This window comes from Paenarthrobacter sp. E2MeOHC11, from assembly GCF_058744955.1.
Genome location: NZ_CP196673.1, coordinates 74,017 through 89,312 on the forward strand (window position 1 = coordinate 74,017; position 15,296 = coordinate 89,312).

Annotated in this window: 12 protein-coding genes; 8 read left to right on the forward strand and 4 right to left on the reverse strand. The window is 60.1% G+C overall.

From position 1 onward, the window contains the following. Window positions 1-140 precede the first annotated feature (140 nt). The 3 genes from ACSSVG_RS00360 (at window position 141) to ACSSVG_RS00370 (ending at window position 4,953) form a co-directional block, all read left to right on the forward strand. The gene (locus tag ACSSVG_RS00360) at window positions 141-1,592 is read left to right on the forward strand and encodes an amidohydrolase family protein (protein WP_231341100.1); all 1,452 of its coding nucleotides are present in this window, start codon (window positions 141-143) and stop codon (window positions 1,590-1,592) included. A 98-nt stretch (window positions 1,593-1,690) separates the two neighbouring features. Beyond that, on the forward strand, window positions 1,691-2,425 hold the full coding sequence (locus tag ACSSVG_RS00365; protein WP_492416717.1) for a 2-oxo acid dehydrogenase subunit E2: 735 nt from the start codon (window positions 1,691-1,693) through the stop codon (window positions 2,423-2,425). Window positions 2,426-3,477: 1,052 nt separating this feature from the next. After that, window positions 3,478-4,953, forward strand: coding sequence for a purine-cytosine permease family protein (locus tag ACSSVG_RS00370; RefSeq protein WP_231341079.1), 1,476 nt, complete (start codon window positions 3,478-3,480; stop codon window positions 4,951-4,953). Window positions 4,954-5,122: 169 nt separating this feature from the next. On the opposite strand, the gene ACSSVG_RS00375 is transcribed toward ACSSVG_RS00370, so the two are convergent. Both ACSSVG_RS00375 and ACSSVG_RS00380 read right to left on the reverse strand, forming a co-directional pair. Beyond that, on the reverse strand, window positions 5,123-5,887 hold the full coding sequence (locus ACSSVG_RS00375) for a FadR/GntR family transcriptional regulator (protein WP_231341080.1): 765 nt from the start codon (window positions 5,885-5,887) through the stop codon (window positions 5,123-5,125). Window positions 5,888-5,962: 75 nt separating this feature from the next. Continuing rightward, the gene (locus ACSSVG_RS00380; protein ID WP_231341081.1) at window positions 5,963-6,124 is read right to left on the reverse strand and encodes a hypothetical protein; all 162 of its coding nucleotides are present in this window, start codon (window positions 6,122-6,124) and stop codon (window positions 5,963-5,965) included. A gap of 762 nt (window positions 6,125-6,886) precedes the next feature. On the opposite strand from ACSSVG_RS00380, the gene ACSSVG_RS00385 reads away from it, so the two are divergent. After that, window positions 6,887-7,279 carry a hypothetical protein gene (locus ACSSVG_RS00385; RefSeq protein ID WP_492416719.1) on the forward strand — a complete coding sequence of 131 codons (393 nt, stop codon included), beginning with the start codon at window positions 6,887-6,889 and terminating at the stop codon, window positions 7,277-7,279. Between the two features lie 90 nt (window positions 7,280-7,369). On the opposite strand, the gene ACSSVG_RS00390 is transcribed toward ACSSVG_RS00385, so the two are convergent. Beyond that, entirely contained in the window at window positions 7,370-9,646 is a 2,277-nt protein-coding gene (locus ACSSVG_RS00390) for an alpha-galactosidase (protein ID WP_492416721.1), read from the reverse strand. A gap of 498 nt (window positions 9,647-10,144) precedes the next feature. Next, window positions 10,145-10,837 (reverse strand): FadR/GntR family transcriptional regulator, encoded by a 693-nt coding sequence (locus tag ACSSVG_RS00395; protein WP_492416723.1) that lies wholly within the window; start codon window positions 10,835-10,837, stop codon window positions 10,145-10,147. A 249-nt stretch (window positions 10,838-11,086) separates the two neighbouring features. On the opposite strand from ACSSVG_RS00395, the gene ACSSVG_RS00400 reads away from it, so the two are divergent. The 4 genes from ACSSVG_RS00400 to ACSSVG_RS00415 all read left to right on the forward strand — a co-directional run bounded on the left by ACSSVG_RS00400 (window position 11,087) and on the right by ACSSVG_RS00415 (window position 14,664). Beyond that, a complete protein-coding gene (locus ACSSVG_RS00400) occupies window positions 11,087-11,482 on the forward strand; it encodes a hypothetical protein (RefSeq protein ID WP_231341085.1) in 396 nt (131 codons plus the stop codon). Between the two features lie 75 nt (window positions 11,483-11,557). Beyond that, window positions 11,558-12,853: an ABC transporter substrate-binding protein gene (locus ACSSVG_RS00405; protein WP_231341086.1), complete on the forward strand. Its 1,296-nt coding sequence runs from the start codon at window positions 11,558-11,560 to the stop codon at window positions 12,851-12,853. A gap of 6 nt (window positions 12,854-12,859) precedes the next feature. After that, window positions 12,860-13,831, forward strand: a complete 972-nt coding sequence (locus ACSSVG_RS00410) for a carbohydrate ABC transporter permease (protein ID WP_231341087.1) — start codon at window positions 12,860-12,862, stop codon at window positions 13,829-13,831. Beyond that, window positions 13,828-14,664, forward strand: coding sequence for a carbohydrate ABC transporter permease (locus ACSSVG_RS00415; RefSeq protein ID WP_231341088.1), 837 nt, complete (start codon window positions 13,828-13,830; stop codon window positions 14,662-14,664). Before ACSSVG_RS00410 ends, ACSSVG_RS00415 begins: the two co-directional genes overlap by 4 nt. Window positions 14,665-15,296: the final 632 nt, after the last annotated feature.

The window sequence follows — 15,296 nt, forward strand, 5'->3', positions numbered from 1 at the left end:
GACTTCGTGCCTCATAAATCCTCCAGGGTCTTGGGATGTAGATCTTCCAAACTGGTATTACAACAGATATCCTATAAGTATCCGCATAGTTGTGGCGAGACTCAATCCCAAAAATCGCAAGGTGAGGAAACCTCTTGAAAATGAACTTGAGCAGAGAAGGCGACATCACGACGCTCATCGAACACTTGCAGTTCGCAATTACCGCCAACAGTCATGATGAAGTCATCCGCGACGCCGCTGTGCTGGTACGTGGCAAAAAGATTGCCGATATTGGCACCACGCGGGAAGTCCGCGCCCGACTTCAGGGTCGCTCCCCCGACCGGACTATCGATGGTTCAAAAACCGGCATCACACCTGGCTTCATCGATGCCCATGTCCATCTATCGGAGACCCTAAGTCGTGCCGTATTTCCCGATGTTCTAGCCACGCGGGCATGGGTCTTCCATTGGGCTAAACCCTTCTATGCCCATGTCGACGAAGCGGATGAACGCGTGAGCGTCCTGCTCGGCGCGGCGGAGATGCTCCGAAGCGGAACGACCTGCTTCCTTGACATGGGGGCACAGAATGATGCTGGCCTGACGGCTCGTGCTGCCGGTGAAATTGGAATCCGCGGCATCGTTGGTCGCCATGCGGCCGACCGACGTCCGAAGGAGGCACCGCATGGCTGGTCGGAAGAGATGATGGATCACCACTTCTTCGAAAACCATCACATTGCGCTCGATACCCTAAAACGAAGCGTCGAAGAGTGGAACGGTTATGCGGATGGCCGCATTCGTTGCTGGGTCAACATCGAAGGCAAGGAACCCTGCAGCCTTGATCTCCATATCGGAGCCCGTGAGCTGGCAGCGGAAATGGGCGTGGGAACGACATACCATATTGCCACCAGCTTGGAGGAAGCCCAGGTCAGTCACAGAATGCACGGCGAATGGCCGATCACGCGAATCGCCAATCACGGCGGCCTAGGCTCAAATTTGGTATTGGCTCATGCAGTCGCTGTCAGCGACGAGGAGGTTAAAAGGTTGGCTGACCACCAAACCTCGGTTGCTTTCTGCCCATCAAGCTCGCTCAAGCTCGCCAAGGGTGCGGCCGACATAGGAAAGTATCCCGAGATGATGCGGGCCGGCGTTACGGTGGGCCTCGGGACCGATGGTGTCTCGGCGGCTGGAAACCTCAATCTTCATCGCCAGATCCACATCGTGGCGGGGTTATTCAAGGATGCGCGGCGGGATGCGAACCTCGTCGGAGCCCAGAAAGCGATCCGGATGGCCACTATTGACGGCGCGAAGGCCTTGGGGTGGGACGACGAAATCGGCTCCCTTGAAGTCGGTAAGCAAGCGGACATGGTCCTCTTTGACCTTGACCACCACGAATGGACGCCTTATGCCGATCCGATTCAGGCCTTGGTTTACTCCGCCAGCCCGGCCAGCATCACTCAGACCTGGGTGGCCGGCAAACCCGTCTTCAGGGACGGCCAGGTTGAAAATCTGAACGAAAAAGAACTTCGCGAAGAAGCCCGGGACCGGGCGGCAGGAATCGTCTCCCGGGCAGGGCTCGGCGACCACGTTCCCGTCACTACAACCCTGTACGACTAAGCATCACCACCCCTGAGTGGTAGTTGCGTTCCTTGAAGGGCTTCGAGACAACGACTCGAAGCCCTTCAAATCCCACCCATCTCGAAGGTAGATTTGCCATGACCACTGTTGTACCTCCTGAAATAAGCAATCCGACTGTCAAAGTCGTGAAAATTCGCGGAGCCCGCAAGATCACGGGGCAGCGCATGCGATCCTCACTTCAAGAGACCGCTCAAGTCACCCTCACCCGCTATGCTGACGCTGCGGATCTGCTCGCTCTGGCTGCAGATATGAAGTCCGCAGCCGAGTCCGGCGCCCCACCGGTATCCATGAACGATTTGCTCCTCTATGCAGTGGCCCGCGCGTTGGGGAGGTACCCGGAAGTTAACGCGACCATAACTGAAGACGAAATTAGGCAGTATCCAAGCGTCGACTTGGGATTCGCCGTCGACAACGGAAAGAGCCTACTGGTCCCAGTTATACGCAGCTGCCACGAGCTGTCTATCTTCGACGTGGCCAGATGTAGCCGGGAACTTATCCGACGATGCCGGGAGGGACAGATAACCTTGCCGGAACTTTCCGGTGGGACTTTTACTGTTTCGAATTTGGGCAGCCTGGGGATTCACTGGTTCACGCCAGTACTCAATACTCCCCAAGTCGCCATCCTGGGAATCGGGGCTACACATCACGTCACTCCGGACGGACCTGCGCTACTTCCACTATCGCTCACATTTGACCACCAGGCCCTGGATGGCATGGCCGCAGCCCGCGCCCTTGCTGGCATCGCGGAGGCCATACAAAATGTTAGGGGTCTCTCCGGGCTCAAAACTGAGAGCCCGGAACCGACCATCTAACCTGGCCGGGTCATGCACACACTAGCGTGCCGTGACGGACCTGAGTGGCCTAGCACCATCCATGCAGCCAGCAACTTCGACTTCCCCACCGTGCCACAGAGTGATGTGACGCCCCTTGGCCGGCAGTAGGGAATTCAATTTAGATAGTCGCTGCCACAGCAGGCAGCACCGACCGAAACGGAACCACTGGATGTTCAAAAACCCAACCGCACCAACCTACGATCGCCCAAGAACAGCCTCAGAATTTGGCCCGACAGTTAGGGTCGATGATTGGAGGATCCTTCCAGGCGCTGACATCGAGATCCGGCATGCATCCAATCCCCCCAGGCGCGGCCGTGTCGAGATGACGACCGATGACGGAAGTGTGCTTTGGCTAAGGCTAAGCCAGGACCATTCACGGCGCCTATTCGAAAAATCAGAGGGCTACGAAGTTTGGGTTTGTTCCACACAAGGTCGAACCAGAGCCAAGACAAAACGATCCCCCCTCACCGGCACCTAACCCCTTGGTCCCGAGCGCACTTGCGGAACCACCGAGATCTCCGAAATGACTATCCCCCAGACGTCCGGCGCTGAAGCCGGCGGCCTGGCGAGCCAGCCTGCCAAGCACCCGCTGAAACCCGGCACGTGGAGGGCGAAAGAACCGTGTGCTTGGGCGCCGCCGGGAATACCCGGATAGTTAACCCGGTGAGGGACGGGACCGGCTGGAGGTGCAGCGCCTTGCAAACACGGCGGCATCTAATCCATATCGCCGAGCAAGCGGGGCCCGGCTCGGAAGCTTCTTGGAAACGATCAGGTCGGAAGCACGTGGTTACACCGGGTCCACGGATGCGGGTCCGCTGAGCACGCCTGCATACTGATCGGGCCGCAGAAAAGAGCCTGCCCCCAAGGCGGAATCAGCCTGTCCGAAGTCGCGGGTTCTAATGACCATTCGAACTCCGAGTTTCAAGCCCTCTAGCCTTTTCCCTCTTGTCAGCTGGATATCTCACGAATATGATTGTGCTCACATATGATACAACTTACCAGTTTATCCCGAAGGTATGAGGTGGTTCCGTATGGCCGAAACACCAGCTGAACTGGAAGCACGGCTTGCCCAGAAGTATCGCCAGCCCAAAGCTGTGGAGCAGTTTGGCGTGGAGGTGATCCCCGACGAGTTACGCACCGTTCGGTGGTGGGACATCTTCACCATCGTCCTCAACTTTCTTGTAAATCCAGGGACCATCACTATCAGTGGGTTACTTATCTCATCTGGCATGTCCCTGTGGGAGGCGACACTTGCTGGGATCTTGAGCGTTCTCGTGGGATTTTCTGCCTACCTTGTGGCCGCTACCGTGGGCAGCGACTATGCGATTCCCGGACTGGTCAGCATGCGGTCCGTTTTTGGCGTGCGTGGGGCGACCGTAACATCGGCATTGCGGGCCGTTTCCAGCGTCTATTGGTTCGCCTTCCAGACTGTCGCGGCCGCGACGGGTATCGCAGTTGTGCTGGAAGCGCTGCTCCACAGCAAGGTCGACGTGCTTTGGATCAGTGTCGGCTGTGCAATTTTGCAGCTGACCGTCTCAATCTATGGTTACAACGCGCTGATGAAACTCTCCCGCTTCGCATTCATCTTTAAGATCGTGTTCTCGGCCGTCATCGTCTACCTGCTTATGACCTTCCCTCATGATGGCTTCGCACCGCACCAGGCACTCACGTTCGGCGGCGCGAACGTCGACAAGACGTCACTGATCATCTTCTGGATGATCGCTTGGGGCACCTCGTGGTTCTCCAATTTCACGGATGCCGCTGACTTTTGCCGCTACACGCGGAGGCGGTCAGAGATGTGGATCGGAACCATCTCCGCCGCGATCGTGGGCCAGCTCATTTGTTCCTTCATAGGCGGCTATGCCGTCGCCGCAGTCCGCGGCGAAGCCCCAGAGGGCCCCCTGGGCGTAATTGTCGAGTCGACCCGCGGCGTCGGGTGGCTGCTGGCCCTCGTCCTGGCCTACATAGTGCTCGACGCCTGGATCATCAACGTGCAGAATCTCTACACTGCAGGCCTCGCACTGACCAGCATGTTCAAGAATCTGGGCAGGTTCTGGGGGACTCTCATCGTGGGGATTCTGGGCACCGCCCTTTCCACCAGCCAGCATTTGATCAGCGGGTTTGACGGCGCCATGGGACAACTCGGGAACCTGTTTGCGCCGATGGCTGGCGTCTTCATCGCGCACTACGTCATCGCCTCCAGATGGCGAATCGACGTCCCCGCACTATTCCGAGGGGAGGGCAGCCGTTACTGGTACTGGAACGGCGTCAACTGGCTAGCGCTAGCCAGCGTCGCAGTCGGGGTGCCTGTGAACGCCATGGTGCCCCAGGTGTACGCAAACATCATCATTTCGGCGCTGACATCCGGCCTCTTGTACCTCGCTGCCGTTGCCCTCCTGAGGCGTCGGGTGCCCGTGCTGGCCGCAGCGTTGGACTCCCTCGCACCTCGCGAGGAGCTTGTGCCGTCACCGGGACCGGCCAGCTTCCGAGTCCCGGACCACCACTAGATGATTTGAGAAGGAGGAACCTGGCCGGGTTAGGGGCTCTCGGCCCGAGGCCTTTCAGGCACGGGCCGGTCCGGCCGGCCAAGATCTGCCCCGCGACCATTGACTTCCGAAGGACGAGCTGGCCCCTCGGGCGCTGTATTGCCTTCTGCTCGTATCGCCTAGGGCCTTCTTACTCCGGCGAACGCTGCCCATTCTCACTGAGAGCGTGGGGAAGCGTGGACAGCCAGTCGCCAATCCTGGTCATGTGCACGTCCACGGCATGTCGGGCAGCAGCGGGATCGCCCTCGGCAATCGCCCGGCTGATATCGCGATGATCCTGAACCGACTTTTGCAATTGGCCCTTCTGGGCGAAAGTGGCTCCGCGAGACTCACTCAGAAGATCGTTGAGTTCGTGAATAAGCCGAGGTAGCAACTCACCCTTCGACGCATCAGCGATGGCGAGGTGGAATGCACGGTCTCGTTCGGCGGCGTCGAGGCCGTCACCAGCGCTGGCAGCATGCTCGAACTCGCGTTCGGCCTCCTCGATTGCCCGAAGGTCATCTCGATCGCCGTGTCGCGCGGCCTCCTCGGCCGCAAGGGATTCAAGGGCGCCACGCACCTTGGTCAGTTCAATTAACTGCTCTCGGTGCAGTTCAAGGTATTTGGCAAATGACCCAGCATATCGCTCGCTGATGCTCTCCTGGACGAACGCGCCGCGTCCATGCTGAACGGTGATTACCTTCATCGCTTCAAGCCCGGCGATTGCTTCGCGCACGCTGACCCTACTGACGCCAAAAGTCTCGCACAGCTCGCGCTCCGAGGGTAGTGCGGATCCAGGTGGGTATTCACCACGCTCGATCGCCCCCAGCAACTGCTCCCGGATCTGCTGGGTCGGGCTGACGCGCTTGACCGATGTCAGAGCCTTGACTGACCGTCCCGTGGACTTCGCTGTCACGTCCGACTGTTCCTTTCGCCATGCCGCAAGCGGATACCGCCTCTGCCGTGCGGCCAGCCTACTACTCCTCTGATATCAGACCAAATGTTCCCACTCGGCGCGCCCCACGGCGTCCTCACCCTGGATGCTGGCTGCAATTGCCGCTGATGGATGGCTTGCCGTCGAGGCGGCTGCGAGCCGGTGGTCGTTGGGGTTGTTTAGGCCGAGCTGCTGGACGTCCGCGGGCCTTTTTGCCAACGCCAAAGTGATCGTCGACGGCTAACTAGAGCCTTTCGCCTAGCCCTACCCCCAGGACCACAGTCAGCAGTTGGCCATCACTCGCCAGCGATTCCGGTACGCGAGGGTAAGCACCTTAGATCTAAACGGGCAACGCCAGCTCGATGCGCAAGTTCACGACAGGCATTCTCAGCCGACAATCGAGTGGGATGACAATGCTCCGCAGGCTCCACTAGCTCCCTAAAATCTGCGCCGGGACCGCTCTACTACTACTTCGTAGAGCCTCGACGACTACACAGACATAGCCAGCCCGAAAACACTCGGTATTAGGGACTGAACTCTTACGTCGGAGTGCCACACCAGCTGGAGTGCGTAGTGACGCCAAGGCAACTCACATGCATGAGTAGATGTAGCCCGAAGAACAGACAAGCCAATGGCTGCAATCGGTCACTATAAAGAAGACTTAGGTGTGGAGAATGTCCCACCCCCTTTGGCCTGACAAAATATCGGCCGGCCCGGCCTCCTCACGCCAGAACGAGGCAAACCCAGGATCTTTGACGCAAGATCTCGAAGTCATGTTGCGCTCAGTCCTCCTACCCATGAAGAGGTGTAGGCCAAACATGACCTACCGGACGAACCAAGAGAGGAGCCTATAGCCCCAGTCCAGAGCACGCGAAGGGCCCACCAGCCACGACCCTGGCCCTGCTCCCCCACAACCAAACAGGTGACCCGCGGCGCCAGGCACACCCCGCGGCCAGTGTCAGAGGGACCTGACCACACGGAATGTACACCGGCTTCGGTTCCGTTCTCGCCGCCGGTGTGGAAGGAACCGGCAGCTACGGCGCCGAACTCTCACGTGTGCTCACCCGAAAGGGCATCCGCGTGGTGGAAGTGATGCGCCCGAACCGGCAGGCACGCCGGCTGCGGGGAAAATCCGATCCACTCGATGCCTATCAAGCCGCAGAATCGTTGCTCTCCGGCAGGGCAGGCGTCACCCCGAAATCTCCCGGAACGGAGCAGTGGAATCCCTGCGGGTTCTGCGGGCCGAGCGTACAACCGCAATGCGGGCCCCGCGCTGCAGTGATGGCCCAGGTGAAACCGCGGCAGGTCATGTTTTCCCTGGCGAGGGCAAATCTGTCAGTAGGCCGTTCCATGATGGCTATGCGCCGGGCTTAGTCCGTCCGGCCCTCATTTGTTTCTGTTTCAGGGCCATCCGCCCAGCGGGAGTCGCGCCGGCGGAGCTCCTGCCGGGCGGGAGGTGTCCGTTCAGCGTTTGGATCCGCGGCTTAGTGGACTTTCCGGGTCAGTGCTGTCTTCGTCCTGTTTCCCATCGGCCCCTTTCCTTGGCCGGTCGGGTCCGGTTGTTGCCTTTACGTGAATGACGATGCTTTGTTCTGGATGGGTGGTGGGTATTTGCAGGCCGGAGATCTGCAAGACCGAGCCTGGAATCGCGAGGCCTTGGTGGGACCACCAAGCGGTTTCGACAAGTCCCGACGGGAGGTCGGCGGGGACTACCGGTGTTACGTTGTAGCTTCTGGCGGGATCGAGTCCACGCAGTCTCGCCCGGGCACTGGGTCTGGTTGCCGACCATGCCATGCTTGAGATGACAAAGAGTCCTTCGCTTCCGTCGGCTGCTGTGACACCGCTCAGCCAGGTGTCCTCGGCTGGGTCAGGGCCCCGCAGTGCCCGTCCGGAGGCGATGAGGGCACGATGCTGTTTGTAGGTTGCGATCCATCCGGCGAGGCTTTTCCGTTCATTCATGGTGGCTGAACTGAGGTCCCATTCGACGCCGTAGTGTCCCAGCAAGGCTGCGGCCCCCCGGAAGGAAAGGTCATGTGTTCGGCCCGTTGTGTGAGATCGGGGGGACCCAACATGGGCGCCCATGAGTTCGGGGGGAATGAGCTGGCCTGTCCAACGCATCAGGCGTTGCCGTTCGAGTGGGTCGATGCAATCAGAGACCCAGACACGGTCTGTCCGCTCGAGGATGCCAAGGTCGATGCGGCCGCCGCCGCCGGCGCAGGATTCGATTTCCAGGCCTGGAAACATGGATTTCAGTTCGTCGATCATGCGGTAGACGGCCAGGGTCTGATCGTGTCCGATAGGGGTTCCGCCCCGGATTTGGGAGCCTGCCTCCACGGCGTCCCGGTTGTGGTCCCATTTGAGGTAATCAATGGGGTATTCGGTCAGTAGGGCTTCGAGTTGGGATTTGATGTTCTTGTAGCATCGGGGATTCGTCAGGTCCAGCAGGTGTTGGTGTCGCTGCTCAATGGGCGGATCAGCCCTTGCGCTGGCAATCCACTCGGGGTTGGCTCGGGCCAGGTCGGAGTCGAGGTTAACCATCTCCGGCTCAACCCATAGCCCGAATTGCATTCCGTGGCCTTTGACGGCGTCGACAAGCGGATGCAGGCCCTGGGGCCAGGCTTGCTCGGATACGTTCCAGTCTCCCAGTCCGGTGCGTGCGTGCCGGCGGCCACCGAACCATCCGTCATCGAGAACGAATCGCTCGATGCCGATATCTGCGGCGAGATCAACGAGTTCGAGCAGCCGCGGCTCGTCATGGTCGAAATAGACTGCTTCCCAAACATTGAGTGTGACAGGTCGTGGCGTGGACACATGCTGTGGCCTGGCGCGGAGGTAGTCGTGGAAGCGGTGGGCTACTTGGTCCAGCCCGACACCGTAGGAGCCGTATATCCACGGAGTGAGGTACTCCTCGCCGTCCTGAAGGAGTATCTCCCCGGGCATGAGCAGTTCCCCGCCGCCCAGTAGGCGTTCGCCGGTATTTGCTTGTTCGGCAACGTGGACGTGGTTACCGCTCCAACCCGTGTGTACCCCCCATGCCTCACCCTGCTCAAAATCTGTTCCTGGTTCGATGGCGTGAAGGACATGGGCGGCATCGACGCCGGTGTTGCCCCGCCGGTTTTCCCGTAGGTGCTGACCGACGGCGAAGGGCTGACGCTGCACGATACGTTCCATTCCCCAGCGTCCTGCGAAGTCCAGGAGTTCGCTGGCCTGCCTTGGTACGGGAAGGCTGAGGTGCAGCTGTTGGACCTCCAGGGGATCGCCCCTGTTTGTGAGTTTTGCTCTGGTTCGCAGCAGCCCTGAGGAATGAAGTTCGACGTCGAGGTCGAGTTCGAGCGCGCTCTCATGGTCGGTGCTGTGGACTCTCAGCCGACCCGGACCGGTTTCGATCGCACCGGGGGTCGTGCAGGGCACACTGTTGATATCTACTGACGTCACGCTGAAATGATGTGCCCACTGGCGTCCTTGCCGGGACGCCAACAGGCCGGGACGACCGAGCCAGCCATTGCGGGCATCCGGCAGAAGCGAAGGTTCTCGCACGTTGGGCGAACACGAGTACGGGATGTGTGCAGAGCCTGCTATCCGGGCGGCGGCCACGCCGTCCTCGCCGAGGACGCCAAGATCGGCTCCCCAGTGCAGGATCACAGGTATACCCGGTTCGGTGAGGTCGATCAGGAGGGAGCATCCCTTGGCCCTGAAATGGATCGCTTCGGGAAGGGTACCCGTCACCGTCGTGGCGCTCACTTGGCAGCCACCGCCAACGTCTTGACCCCGGATGCCCCCGGATGGCTCGTCGAGCCCGCCGGACCTCGACCGGGGAGCTTGTCGCTAGCCTGGTGCGGGGCCCTGCACCGTCCGGGTTTACTACTTCCAGGGATCAGAATGGGGCCGTTGACGTTCTGTCGTTGACGATGAGGGGACATATCGTTCCTGTCGTTCCGGTACCTGCAGTTAAGGTGCCCGTTTACGGGCGATGGGCAGGGAGGCTGGGAGCCGCGCCTTGGTTTTGGCGTCGGCAGATGTTCAAGTGTTCGCTGGATGGCGGCTCACATGGCCGTGTTCGATGGTGAAACGCCGTCCTCGTCGTCCACCATCGGGCCGGCTGGGCATGGCATGCCGGATCGGGACGTGTGCCCAAGGGCGAACCACCGTGTACCTTGAGCTCGAGCTGCCGTTGGAACTGCTCGACGCCGGATCCACGTACCGTCCTAGGTGTGCCGGAGGGGCTCAGTTGTCACCCAGTTAGTTCTGGCTCCGCGGGCTCGCTCGACGCTTCTTCAGCAGGGATTCCGTCTGGGCAATGTGCGCAGCCATGGCGGTGGCGGCCGATGTTGGATCACGATCTACTATCGCGCTGGCGATGGCCCGGTGCCCGGCAGTGCTGTTGGCCCGCACGATTTCGCCTTCTTCACCATCGTAGATGTGGAAATGATCGCCGCGGGATCGGAAGACCCTGACCAGCGTTGAGAGCGTGGAATTGCCCTTAGCACGGCAGACTGCCTCGTGGAACCGGAAATCGAGCTCGGCATATTCGGTGGGATCGACCGCGGCCTCCATGCTGGCCACCAGCGCCATGAGCTCGGTCAAATCCTCGGGTGTGGCATTGGCGGCCGTTGTTGCTGCTGCGTGGGATTCAAGCAGTCGGCGGATCTCAAAAAGTTCCAGCAGCCTGTCCAGCGGGAGCAGGTCCACCAATAACGCAAAGTTTTGCAGGACCACGGTCGGGTCCAGGGAGGAGACGTAAGTTCCCGAGCCATGCCGGGATTCCATCACGCCCAGAGCCGACATCGCACGCACCGCCTCCCGCAGAGAACTGCGTGACACGCCTAGTTGGGCGGACAGTTCCGCCTCCGGCGGGCACTTCTGCCCGGCTGCAAGCTCGCCCGAGGCAATCTTGTTCCGCAGGCCCTCCATGGCCGTCTCGACTGCATTCAATTCGCCGCCTCCTTCGCTTCTAATGGGAGACTACACGCTCCCACCGCGACAAGAGCGCCAAATGAGCCTCTTGTCATACTTCATAACAAAGTCATCATATCACTATCCAAGAAAGTGCTCTCCAAAGAGCGCTATTCAACGACTTATCGCGAAAGTGATCCTATGACTTGCCTTAGTTGTCTGTTGTCTTTGGATGGGCCGTGATGTACGTTACTGATGTTCCCGTTACTCCCGAGCAAGGAAACGCTCATGTTGCCCTCGCCCCTCACGGCACCGCAGCCGATGATGACAGTCGACGGTCCGCCCTCGATATCCAACTGGACCCTCATGTCGTCGAAGGTTCATCTCACCCGCGGCCCCTACGGTTCGGTTCAGCACGCGGCCCAGCACCGGCTCACGACACGCCTGTATGAAAACCCGCGCGAATGGTTCCTAGGGCAGTTCGCGATGGTCGCCATTCACGAGGACTCACACGCGGTCCCGGCGTACATGTGGGAGGAACGGGACATAGAAACTGTTCTTCCCACCCTCGGCGGGCAGGGTGTCCCGCGAATTTCCGTTCTGCCGTACGGCTCACCCGCGGGCTACGGAATTTTCGCCGAGCAGGCTGTCCCCGAGTTGGTACGGCTAGACCGCACCAACTGAGCACCACCATCGCCGCTCCGCCAAGCCGGCGCGGCGACCACTTTCCACGAACAAGTCAGTCAATGGAGGATCCCCGTGAAATCCAGATTCATCACATCCGCCGCAGTGGGCCTAGCGGCCGTCCTGGCACTTGCCGGCTGTAGCGGCGAGCAACCGGCAAGCAATGGCCAGGTCACCCTGAAGATGGTCGAAAGCCTCACCAACCCAACCCGCACAGAGACCATCAAAAAAATGATCTCCGGCTTCGAAAAAGAAAATCCCAACATCAATGTGGACCTGATCTCGCCGCCCACAGAACAGGCCGACCAGAAGATCCAGCAAATGCTTCAGTCCGGCAAAGGGGTCGACGTCGTCGAGACCCGCGACACCACGGTCGGATCATTCGGCGCCAACAAATGGCTGTACGACATGACCGCAGACCTCAAAGACTGGGACGGTTGGAAGGACCTGACAGACAACGCAGTCCACTATTCCAAGCAGGACGGCAAGACCTACTACATTCCCTACGGCTTCTACGGCCTGTCCCTGTTCCACCGCACCGACTTGGCAAAGGATGCCGGATTCTCCGGTCCACCGGCCAGTTGGCCCGACCTGCTAACCCAGGCCACCGCGCTTAACCAGCCCGACGACGGCAAGTTTGGCTACGCCTTCCGGGGCGGCCCCAACGCCAATTCCACCGCCATCACCATCATCGGGGCGTACGTAGCCGATGAAGTCGACAAGGAAAACGCGTTCAGGCTGAGCAGCGGCAAGACAATCTTCTCCTCGCCCAAGGCACAGGAGGCCATGGACCTCTACCTCGAACTGTTCAAGAAGGGTTCCCCCCCGTCCTCCGCGGCCTGGGGCTACCCCGAAATGGTGCAGGGTTTCAGCAACGGCTCGACGTCGTTCCTGCTGCAGGATCCCGAAGTCATCGCCACCGTCCGAGAGTCCAAGGCCATCACCACCGGGCAGTGGAACGTAGCACCTATGCCCGTCGGCCCCGGCGGCAAAGCCCTCCAGCCCGTAGGTACCGCAGGCTGGGGCGTCGCCGCCACTTCCAATCTCAAGCCCGAGGCCGTGAAGCTGGTCAAATACCTCACCGAGGGCGACGCTGCCACCACCTTCACCAAGGAGAACAGCCTGGTGCCGATTCTGAAGTCCGCGGCACAGGACAGCTTCTACAGCACCGGACCTTGGGCCGCATACCTCACCATGACCCAAAACCCGCAGACATACATCCCCGTCGTCCAGCCCCGCGGGGTGTCCTGGTGGGCCGAGTGGATCAAGAAGGCCGACAGCGACATTCAGGGCGTCTTGTCAGGGAAGCTGTCCACCGCTGAGCTGCTCGCCAGCTGGGACACCTACTGGACTGAAAAGACGGCAGGCTAGCCAACAATGACTCTCGAAATTGAGCACGCGGCGGCGCGTCCCTCCCCACGTCGGGACGCGCCACCCGGGGCGAGCAACAAGAATCTAAACAAGCGGCCTTTCAATTCCAAGACTGCGCTGACGCTGTTGGCCTTCCTGGGGCCTGCAGCGGTCTTCGTCGGCATCTTCACCTACTATCCGATGATCGCCGGAAGCCAAATGGCGTTCCGACATTGGAACCTTAACGACCTCTCCGACACCTCTTGGGTGGGGTTCGGGAATTTCCAAAGCCTGTTCGATGCCCCGGAGTTCTGGGGCATCGTGCGCAACACAGTTGTCTGGGTGGTTGGTTCTCTTGCGCCGCAGGTGGTGATAGGCTTCGCCGTCGCGCTCTTCCTGAAGCGGCGCTTCCGGATGCGCGGCACCTACCAGGCCTTCCTCTTCTTCCCCTGGGCCGTGTCCGGGTTCCTGATCGGCATGCTGTTCCGTTGGATGTTCAACGCCGAGTTCGGCGTGGTCAACGATCTGCTCATGAAGGCCGGGCTGATCGAATCCCCCATCCCGTGGCTGGCGGAACCAGGCTTTGCCATGACGGCCATCGTCATCGCCAACATCTGGTACGGCGTGACCTTCTTCGCCATCATGATCCTCGCCGCCCTGCAGTCCGTCTCTGACGAGATGTACGAGGCAGCGGCGATCGACGGTGCAGGTAAGGTGCGGACCTTCTTCAACATCACTCTTCCCAGCATCGCCACCACGCTGGCCCTAACGATCCTGCTGCGGGTCATCTGGATCTTCAACTTTCCCGACATCATCTTCGCGATGACAGGCGGCGGACCGGCCGACCAGACGCACATCATTACCACCTACATGATCAAAATTACGCAGGAGGGCGACTACGGCAAGGCATCGGCCCTGGGCCTGATCGTCGTCGTCACCCTCATGCTCTTCGCCGCCTTCTACCTCATGACGGTCCGACCCCGAAAGGCGCAGAAATGATCAACCGAGCAAGCATCGCCGGGCGCATCGGCAAGGTCGTCTTCCTTTCACTGTGCCTGCTGGTCACCGTGTTTCCGTTGTACTGGATCATCATCACATCATTGAAGGAACCGGGGGCGATCTACTCGCTACCGCTGGACTACTGGCCGCGCCAGCTATCCCTGGAGAACTACATCGGCCTCTTCACCAAGTCGGACTTCGGCCAGTACATGATCAACAGCCTGATCGTGGCCACCGTTGCGTCCACCGCGGCCACCTTGATCTCGCTGCTGTCCGCCTACGTGTTGGCCCGCTTCGAGTTCTCCGGCCGCGGCGCGGTCATGGGCGCGTTCCTGGTGACCCAGATGATCCCCGGCTTCATAGCGCTGGGCCCGCTGTACCTGATGATGAGCGACTTTGGCCTCGTGGATTCCAAGACGGGGCTGATTCTGATTTACATCGCGATCTGCATCCCTTTCTGCACCATCATGCTGCGCGGGTTCTTCGAGAACGTCCCCGATGCACTGGAGGAGGCGGCCATGATCGATGGCTGTTCCCGCGTAGGTGCACTGTTCAGGGTGCTGGTCCCCGTGATGCTGCCAGGCGTGGCCGCGAGCTTCGTGTTCAACTTTGTGAATTGCTGGAACGAGCTCTTCCTGTCGGTGACCTTGATGAACAGCGACGCCAACAAGACAATCCCGACGGCACTGGCCGGGTTCATCTCCAGCTTCAACATCGATTGGGGTTCCATGTCAGCTGCCGCAGTGCTGACGGTGGTGCCGACCTTGGTCATCTTCGCCTTCGCCAGCAAGTTCATCGTCCAAGGACTCACGGCGGGCTCAGTCAAGGGCTAGCTAATCATCCTTCCTTCCAAAACCTTCCACCCAAATTGACGGCGCGAACCCATCAATAGCGAGAGACAAGGGCAAAGGCCAGGATTCGTCCTGGTCTTTGCCCTTGTCGCTAGCGAACCTATTAGCTCTCTCCACCCCTGAAGCTGACTGGGTGTCGGGCCAGCAGGAAGAAGGCGCTTCCCCGGCCAAGCAGCGAAGCGCATACCTCAGACGCAAGAAAGACCCTTACGGAACGGGCACTGAGCGGTGTGGCGGGCAGCCGACGGAGGATCCGAATCGATCCATGGGAGAGACCACGGAATCAGCCGAGAAACGTCGTCTCTGCAATGTTCTGCTGGCACCGCTGGGAACGGTCATCTGCAGCGGGCCCGTGTCCCAGTTGATTACGCCGTGCGCGTCGATGACACGGCCAAGACCACATTGAAACCCACTCGGGCGACCGTTATTACTGAACTCTCCTCGCGCAATGACTCTGCACACGCAGCGCTTCAGGATCCGCGTCATGTCGCTACGGCCACTCCCATGCATGAATAGGTGTAGGCGGAATAAGGGAGAAGCCAATGGCCGGAATCAGGCTCAACAAAGGAGATTTAAGTGTGGACAATGTCCACACCCCCTTTGGCCTGACAAAG

Excerpts from the sequence above, each read along its gene's own strand:
- ACSSVG_RS00385 (WP_492416719.1), top strand. The coding sequence starts at position 6,887 with ATGTACACCGGCTTCGGTTCCGTTCTCGCCGCCGGTGTGGAAGGAACC.
- ACSSVG_RS00360 (WP_231341100.1), top strand. The coding sequence starts at position 141 with ATGAACTTGAGCAGAGAAGGCGACATCACGACGCTCATCGAACACTTG.
- ACSSVG_RS00400 (WP_231341085.1), top strand. The coding sequence starts at position 11,087 with ATGTTGCCCTCGCCCCTCACGGCACCGCAGCCGATGATGACAGTCGAC.
- ACSSVG_RS00370 (WP_231341079.1), top strand. The coding sequence starts at position 3,478 with ATGGCCGAAACACCAGCTGAACTGGAAGCACGGCTTGCCCAGAAGTAT.
- ACSSVG_RS00365 (WP_492416717.1), top strand. The coding sequence starts at position 1,691 with ATGACCACTGTTGTACCTCCTGAAATAAGCAATCCGACTGTCAAAGTC.
- ACSSVG_RS00410 (WP_231341087.1), top strand. The coding sequence starts at position 12,860 with ATGACTCTCGAAATTGAGCACGCGGCGGCGCGTCCCTCCCCACGTCGG.
- ACSSVG_RS00415 (WP_231341088.1), top strand. The coding sequence starts at position 13,828 with ATGATCAACCGAGCAAGCATCGCCGGGCGCATCGGCAAGGTCGTCTTC.